This window comes from Macrococcus capreoli (assembly GCF_025628935.1).
GTDB classification, from domain to species: domain Bacteria; phylum Bacillota; class Bacilli; order Staphylococcales; family Staphylococcaceae; genus Macrococcoides; species Macrococcoides capreoli.
This window is the reverse complement of sequence record NZ_JAOTIS010000003.1, coordinates 174,801-181,879: the sequence shown is the minus strand read 5'-3', so window position 1 is coordinate 181,879 and position 7,079 is coordinate 174,801. Positions and strand designations below refer to the sequence as shown.

Below are 7,079 nucleotides of genomic sequence, written 5' to 3'. Positions count from 1 at the left end.
AATAACCGCCATTTACATGCGTTTAACAACTTAGAATATACTAAACTTGTTGGTGAACATTTACATGTGAATATGTTTGATAAGCCTGTGTTTCGTTTAACACGAGAAGAATTAGGGATTATACTAAGAAGTAGAATGACAGATGTTAAAGCAAGAATATGTTGAATCTTATTAAGAACTGTTTCGTGGCGGGAACTTTAGTACAAACTAAGTTTGGTTTAAAACCGATTGAAGCGATTCAAGTCGGAGATGAAGTTTTATCTCGATGCATGGAAACTGGGTATGTTAGCTACAAGTCAGTCACTGAAACGTTCAGTAAACAAGCAGATGTCATCACTACAATTACCCTCATATTTATTGAATCATAACGACTTTATATTTTTATTTAAAATATTAGATTATTAAAATAGAAACTAAATTAAATATTCTAAAATGATCACGAAACAAATAGAATCATTGAAAGCTATTTATTGAATAATTGCTGATTATGACATTGAAACTTATTACTATTCATGTTATTTTTATATAATGCAAAGAATTATAAATGAGGTGAACATATGTCAACAGTTGCATTTCATACGTTAGGTTGTAAAGTAAACCATTATGAAACAGAAGCGATTTGGCAATTATTTAAAGAAGCTGACTACGAACGTGTGGATTTCGAAACAAATGCAGATGTTTATGTTATCAATACATGTACAGTAACAAATACTGGAGATAAGAAGAGTCGACAAGTGATTCGTCGTGCAATTCGTCGCAATCCCGAAGCTGTAATTTGTGTCACAGGGTGTTATGCACAAACTTCATCAGCAGAAATTATGGATATTGCAGGCGTAGACATTGTCGTAGGTACACAAGATCGCCATAAGATGCTTCCGTATATTGAACAATTTCGTGCTGAACGTCAACCTATCAATGGTGTTACAAATATCATGAAGAACCGTACATACGAGGAATTAGATGTACCTTACTTTACAGATCGTACTAGAGCATCGCTTAAGATTCAGGAAGGATGTAACAACTTCTGTACATTCTGTATTATTCCATGGGCACGTGGTTTAATGCGTTCCCGTGATCCAAAGGAAGTCGTTCGTCAAGCAACGCAACTTGTTCAATCTGGTTACCAGGAAATCGTTCTAACAGGTATCCATACTGGTGGATATGGTGAAGATTTAAAGGATTACAATTTAGCGCAATTATTACGTGATTTAGAAACAATTGATGGTCTGAAACGCATTCGTATTTCTTCTATTGAAGCAAGTCAATTAACCGATGAAGTAATCGATGTGATTGATCAAAGCGAAAAAGTCGTTCGCCATCTACACATTCCGCTTCAATCAGGCAGTGATACTGTATTAAAACGTATGCGTCGTAAATATACGATGGAACATTTCTCAGAACGTTTAAGAAAGTTACATGCAATCATGCCAGGATTAGCGGTAACAAGTGATGTCATCGTTGGATTCCCTGGTGAAACTGAAGAAGAATTCCAGGAAACATATGACTTTATTCTGGCACATGGTTTCTCAGAACTTCATGTCTTCCCTTATTCAATGCGTACTGGAACACCAGCAGCACGTATGACAGACCAGATTGATGAAGATGTGAAGAATGAACGTGTCCATCGATTAATTAATCTTTCAGATCAACTTGCTAAAGCATATGCTAGTCGTTTTGAAGGGGATGTACTCGAAGTGATACCTGAAGAAAAAGCAAGCAGTGAGAATATGTTAGTGGGTTATACTGATAATTATTTAAAAGTTCAATTTGAAGCAGATGAAAGCTTAATTGGCGAACTTGTGAAAGTGAAAATTACTGAAGCGGGTTATCCATTAAATAAAGGTCAATTCGTTAAAGTGATACCTAATTTATATAAAAAAACGGCTGAAAATAAGGAACTCACTGTAAATTAAAAATGAGTGTTGACCGGGAAAGTATTATCTATTATAATGTTTTAGTACATAGAAATATTTATCTAAATAAATCTATGTTTAATATGTTCCGTTGATATTTGGAGGGAGGGAAATTAAATGTCTAAAACTGTAGTTCGTAAAAACGAATCAATCGAAGATGCTTTACGTCGTTTCAAACGTACTGTTTCTAAAAATGGTACGATTCAAGAAGTTCGTAAACGTGAGTTCTACGAAAAACCAAGTGTTAAACGTAAAAAGAAATCAGAAGCAGCGCGTAAACGCAAATTTAAATAATAATTGCTCCCTCAAATATTATTTATAGATAAACACATCACAATATCGTGATGTGTTTTTTTGTATATAAATGTAATAGACTTGAGCGTATTGAAATGGGGTAAATGGCGTATTCATTGAAAAAGTGCAATGAAAATTGTCGCTTACCTTAAATTTACCTTAAATCTATTGCACAATTAATTTATATAAATGATTATCGGTTATAATGTGAGTAAGGAGGTGTTTGATTGGATATTAACTTATATGACGGTGTAATATTGTTGCTCATGATTATTATGGTTTCAACAGGATTATGGCAATTATATTCACCAGGCTTTCGCTTTTCAGGCATCGTTTGTAGTATTGCTGCCATTTGTTTTCTGGGATTAAATCTTTACAATAACCAGATGGAAGCACTATCGATTATTTTGTTTATTGGTGGTATTACACTTGTAGTATTAGAGTTATTTGTTGTGGGTGCCATTCTTGGTTTACTGGGTACAGGATGTATTATCACGAGTTTCTTATTAATTGGCGATAATATTTCGAAAATGGGTTTCTTTGTTACGATATGTATTATCATCGCCATCATAGAATGGGTCATTTTAGTGAAAGTATTGAAGAAATCTATTCCTATTTTCTCTAAAGTAGTGCTTTACGATTCTACAAGCAAAGAATCTGGTTACACATCTCATGATGATCGAAGTTATTTGTTGAATCAAACAGCGACGACGTTAACGGAGCTACGTCCTTCAGGTATTATTATCCATGAAGGCCAACGTATCGACGCTGTCAGTGATGGTGCTTTTATTAAACGTGAGCAGCAAGTCCGCATTATTGAAGTAGAAGGAACACGTGTTGTCGTAAAAGAAATTTAATAATTAAAAAAGAATTGAAGGAGTGACTAATGTGTCTGGATTAATTACAATTGGCATTATCGCATTTATTGTACTTATTTTCTTAATGATTTTATTTTCATTTGTTCCTGTAGGCTTATGGATTTCAGCATTAGCAGCAGGGGTTAAAGTTGGGATTGGTACATTAGTTGGTATGCGTTTACGTCGTGTGTCACCACGTCGTGTTATCGACCCGTTAATTAAAGCGCATAAAGCAGGATTACACTTAACAACAAATCAATTAGAATCTCATTACTTAGCTGGTGGTAATGTTGATAGAGTCGTTGACGCGATTATTGCTGCACAACGTGCTGACATTAACTTACCATTCGAACGTGGTGCAGCGATTGACCTTGCTGGTCGTGACGTGTTAGAAGCTGTTCAAATGTCGGTTAACCCGAAAGTAATCGAAACGCCTTTTATTGCAGGTGTTGCGATGAACGGTATTGAAGTGAAAGCGAAAGCAAGAATCACTGTTCGTGCAAATATCGAGCGTTTAGTCGGTGGTGCGGGTGAAGAAACCATCGTAGCCCGTGTTGGTGAAGGGATTGTTTCTACAATCGGGTCAAGTGCTTCACATACTTCTGTCCTGGAAAATCCGGACATGATTTCTCAAACTGTATTAGGTAAAGGGTTGGATAGTGGTACAGCATTCGAAATTCTATCGATTGATATCGCTGATGTAGATATCGGTAAGAACATTGGTGCCGATCTTCAGACTGAACAAGCATTAGCAGATAAAAATATTGCGCAAGCGAAAGCAGAAGAGCGTCGCGCGATGGCCGTAGCTCAAGAACAAGAAATGAAAGCGAAAGTTCAGGAAATGAGAGCGAAAGTAGTCGAAGCGGAAGCAGAAGTACCTTTAGCGATGGCACAAGCATTAAAATCAGGTAATATTGGCGTAATGGATTACTATAACTTAAAAAATATAGAATCTGATACAGGTATGAGAAATGCAATTAATAAAATGACTGATCCAAACAATAGTGAAACGCCTAAAAAATAAAGGGTGATTAGATGAATGTTGGTTTTATCATCTTTATTATTTTCTCTATCATAAGCCTTGTCTCTTCATTGATTGAGAAAAATAATAAAGATAAATCAAAAGAAACTTCAAATGATAAAGCAGGTAAATCTTCAAAAGTATATGAAGAAGTGCAGTCAATATACAAACAAATGCAACAATCGGTTGGCACTTTAGAAAAAGAAATTAATGCATTAAAAAATAATCCGGAAGCAAAATTAAAAGAAGTTGAAAAACGTTTAGAACGTCAGCCGAAAAATGCGAAACAGAGCAAAAAAGCTACACAAAAAGTAAAACATGCAGCTGCTGCATTAAAAGATGAAAAGCGTCCGATTGAACGTTCAGCGGCGAAGAAAATTCAGGCATTTGAAGAAAAATTACATGCGAAAGAAATGCTTTCATTATCAGAACGTATTGCGAAGATTGAAGCGGATCCTCATTTGTCACCACGACAAAAAATGAATCGTATCAATATGATACGTATGGAAGAAGATATTGATCGTGCAAGTTCGCTTGTGGACTTCACTCCGGATAGCACTTTAAAGGGCATTATTTTTAGTGAAATTTTAGGGTCGCCAAAAGCACGACGTTAAAGCATTATGATACGCAATATTTAGCGTATCATAGTGCTTTTTTTGAATTTTTGATAAAATGGAACTGGGTGATATTATGAAATATAAAAGTAATATCAATGTTATTCAGAAAGTTTTCGTCGCATTTGTGATCAGTTTAGTCTGTATCGCTGTTTTATTGAATCCAATATTGAGTGGCGTTGCCTCATCGGTGTTAGGCTGTGTATTAATTTATTTAGTGATATATGAGCACTATATTATAGAATGTAAAACATTAATCGTTATTAAAGGGTTTGACCGTAAAGTTATTAACATTATGTCGATAAAATATATTAATATTGCATCAACTAATGGTGAAATCTTTACTGAAATCGTAGGTAAACAATATAAACTTGTGCTTAAACCGGTATTAACGAAGCAATTTATTCAGCATTTACTTAAGATTAATCCGGATATTATTGTTCAGAATATGGATCGTGAGCACATGAATCAACCTGAACATCCAATCGTCCCGCCGCTAATGAATGACACACTATAGTATGAATTAATTGTTTGTTATTCCGTTGTTTGATACATTTAAATAAACGCTATATTAAAGGAGTTTTTGAATGTCGCAATTAATCCGCTTTGACAATATTAACGAAGCCCAGGCATTGCTTGGCAACCAGGATGAACATTTAAAGTTTTTAGAAACAAGTTTTGATGTTGAGATTCATACACGTGGCCAGGAACTCACGATTTACGGTGATGAGGAGAAAGTCAGCGTTGCTGAGCGTGTGGTGATGAGTTTATTATCAGTAATACGTAAAGGTACCAATATTTCTTTGAGAGATGTTCAATCTGCAGTTCAGATGGCGGAGAATGGAACATTACAATATTTAAGTGATTTATATGATGAAGAGATTACGAAAGATGCTTTTGGTAAGCCGATTCGTTCAAAGACGATGGGACAACGCTTATACGTACGTCACATTAAACATCATGATTTAGTATTTGGGATTGGACCGGCTGGAACTGGTAAGACGTTTCTTGCTGTTGTTATGGCGGCGCAAGCACTCCGTAATGGTAAGGTTAAAAGGATTGTGTTAACACGTCCTGCAGTTGAAGCGGGGGAATCACTAGGATTTTTACCGGGCGATTTAAAGGAGAAGGTCGATCCTTATTTACGTCCTTTATATGATGGTTTACATTTCGTCTTAGGTGCCGAGCATACAGCACGTTTAATGGAACGCGGTGTCATTGAAATTGCGCCGTTAGCTTATATGCGTGGTCGTACGTTAGAAGATGCTTTCGTAATTCTGGATGAAGCACAGAATACAACACATGCCCAGATGAAAATGTTTCTAACGCGTCTCGGTTTTGGTTCTAAAATGGTTATCACTGGTGATGAAACGCAAATTGATTTGCCGAAAGGTGTTAAAAGTGGTCTAATCGAAGCGATACAACGACTTGGTAAAGTAAGTGGCATTGCCATTCATCATTTTGATGCGGCAGACGTCGTACGCCATCCATTAGTAGGGAAAATTATCAATGCATACGAGGGGGACGAATAATGTTAACTGTTGATTTTATCGATGATGCAAATTTAATCGCGTCTCAACATTTAGACGAAATTGAAAAGTTACTTCAGTTCGCTGCAGCTGAAGAAGGAATTGAAGAAGAGGCAGAAGTTGCGGTTTCATTTGTAGATGAAGCAGAAATACAGCAAATTAATAAAACGTATCGTAATAAAGATAGTGTTACTGACGTCATTAGCTTTGCGTTAGAAGAAGGTGAAGATGAAGACTTTGAAATGCCAGATGAACCACGAGTGCTAGGAGATATTATTATTTGCGTTAAACGTGCTGAAGAACAAGCAGAAGAATATGGTCATTCGTTTGAACGTGAATTAGGGTTTTTAAGTGTACATGGTTTATTGCATTTACTTGGTTATGATCATATGAATGAAGCAGACGAAAAGAAAATGTTTGGTCGTCAGGACGAAATATTAAATGCATACGGTTTGACGAGAGCTTAACGATGAAGCGCTTTATTTATCCGTGGCATGGCTTTATAACCTTAATAAAAAAAGATAAAAATTTTGTATTACATTTAATTGCTGCATTCATCGTAGTTTGTTGTGCGTACGTATTAAATATTAGCAGAACAGAATGGCTCTTTATTGTTGTGGCAATATTTTCAGTATTATTTATGGAAGTCATTAATACGTCCGTTGAATATGTTGTTGATTTAGTCACTGAAGATTATCATGAATTAGCGAAACACGCGAAAGATACTGCTGCATTTGCTGTTGTTTTAGCTTCTATTATGAGTGCAATTATTGGTTTGATCATATTTTTGCCACATGTTATAAAATTATTTTAAATATTTATAGCGCAAAGCATTAATTTGAATTAAAATA

Annotated in this window: 10 protein-coding genes; all 10 read left to right on the top strand. The window is 35.5% G+C overall.

Features of this window, described 5'->3' with window-relative positions; genetic code table 11:
• The first annotated feature begins 158 nt into the window (after window positions 1-158).
• Window positions 159-368: a polymorphic toxin-type HINT domain-containing protein gene (locus OCL94_RS03850; protein ID WP_262994750.1), complete on the top strand. Its 210-nt coding sequence runs from the start codon at window positions 159-161 to the stop codon at window positions 366-368.
• Between the two features lie 189 nt (window positions 369-557).
• On the top strand, window positions 558-1,913 hold the full coding sequence (gene mtaB, locus OCL94_RS03845) for a tRNA (N(6)-L-threonylcarbamoyladenosine(37)-C(2))-methylthiotransferase MtaB (RefSeq protein WP_262994748.1): 1,356 nt from the start codon (window positions 558-560) through the stop codon (window positions 1,911-1,913).
• 117 nt (window positions 1,914-2,030) lie between these two features.
• Entirely contained in the window at window positions 2,031-2,207 is a 177-nt protein-coding gene (gene rpsU, locus OCL94_RS03840; protein WP_041636032.1) for a 30S ribosomal protein S21, read from the top strand.
• Window positions 2,208-2,434: 227 nt separating this feature from the next.
• Complete coding sequence (locus tag OCL94_RS03835) at window positions 2,435-3,064, top strand: NfeD family protein (protein ID WP_262994746.1); 630 nt, start codon at window positions 2,435-2,437, stop codon at window positions 3,062-3,064.
• 31 nt (window positions 3,065-3,095) lie between these two features.
• Window positions 3,096-4,088 carry a flotillin-like protein FloA gene (floA, locus tag OCL94_RS03830; RefSeq protein WP_262994744.1) on the top strand — a complete coding sequence of 331 codons (993 nt, stop codon included), beginning with the start codon at window positions 3,096-3,098 and terminating at the stop codon, window positions 4,086-4,088.
• Between the two features lie 11 nt (window positions 4,089-4,099).
• Window positions 4,100-4,699, top strand: coding sequence for a BAR domain-containing protein (locus tag OCL94_RS03825; protein WP_262994742.1), 600 nt, complete (start codon window positions 4,100-4,102; stop codon window positions 4,697-4,699).
• A 76-nt stretch (window positions 4,700-4,775) separates the two neighbouring features.
• A complete protein-coding gene (locus tag OCL94_RS03820) occupies window positions 4,776-5,216 on the top strand; it encodes a hypothetical protein (protein WP_262994740.1) in 441 nt (146 codons plus the stop codon).
• A 70-nt stretch (window positions 5,217-5,286) separates the two neighbouring features.
• Entirely contained in the window at window positions 5,287-6,231 is a 945-nt protein-coding gene (locus OCL94_RS03815) for a PhoH family protein (protein WP_262994738.1), read from the top strand.
• Complete coding sequence (gene ybeY / locus OCL94_RS03810; protein WP_262994736.1) at window positions 6,231-6,695, top strand: rRNA maturation RNase YbeY; 465 nt, start codon at window positions 6,231-6,233, stop codon at window positions 6,693-6,695. The genes OCL94_RS03815 and ybeY overlap by 1 nt, the downstream gene beginning before the upstream one ends.
• A gap of 2 nt (window positions 6,696-6,697) precedes the next feature.
• Window positions 6,698-7,042, top strand: coding sequence for a diacylglycerol kinase family protein (locus tag OCL94_RS03805; protein ID WP_262994734.1), 345 nt, complete (start codon window positions 6,698-6,700; stop codon window positions 7,040-7,042).
• Window positions 7,043-7,079: the final 37 nt, after the last annotated feature.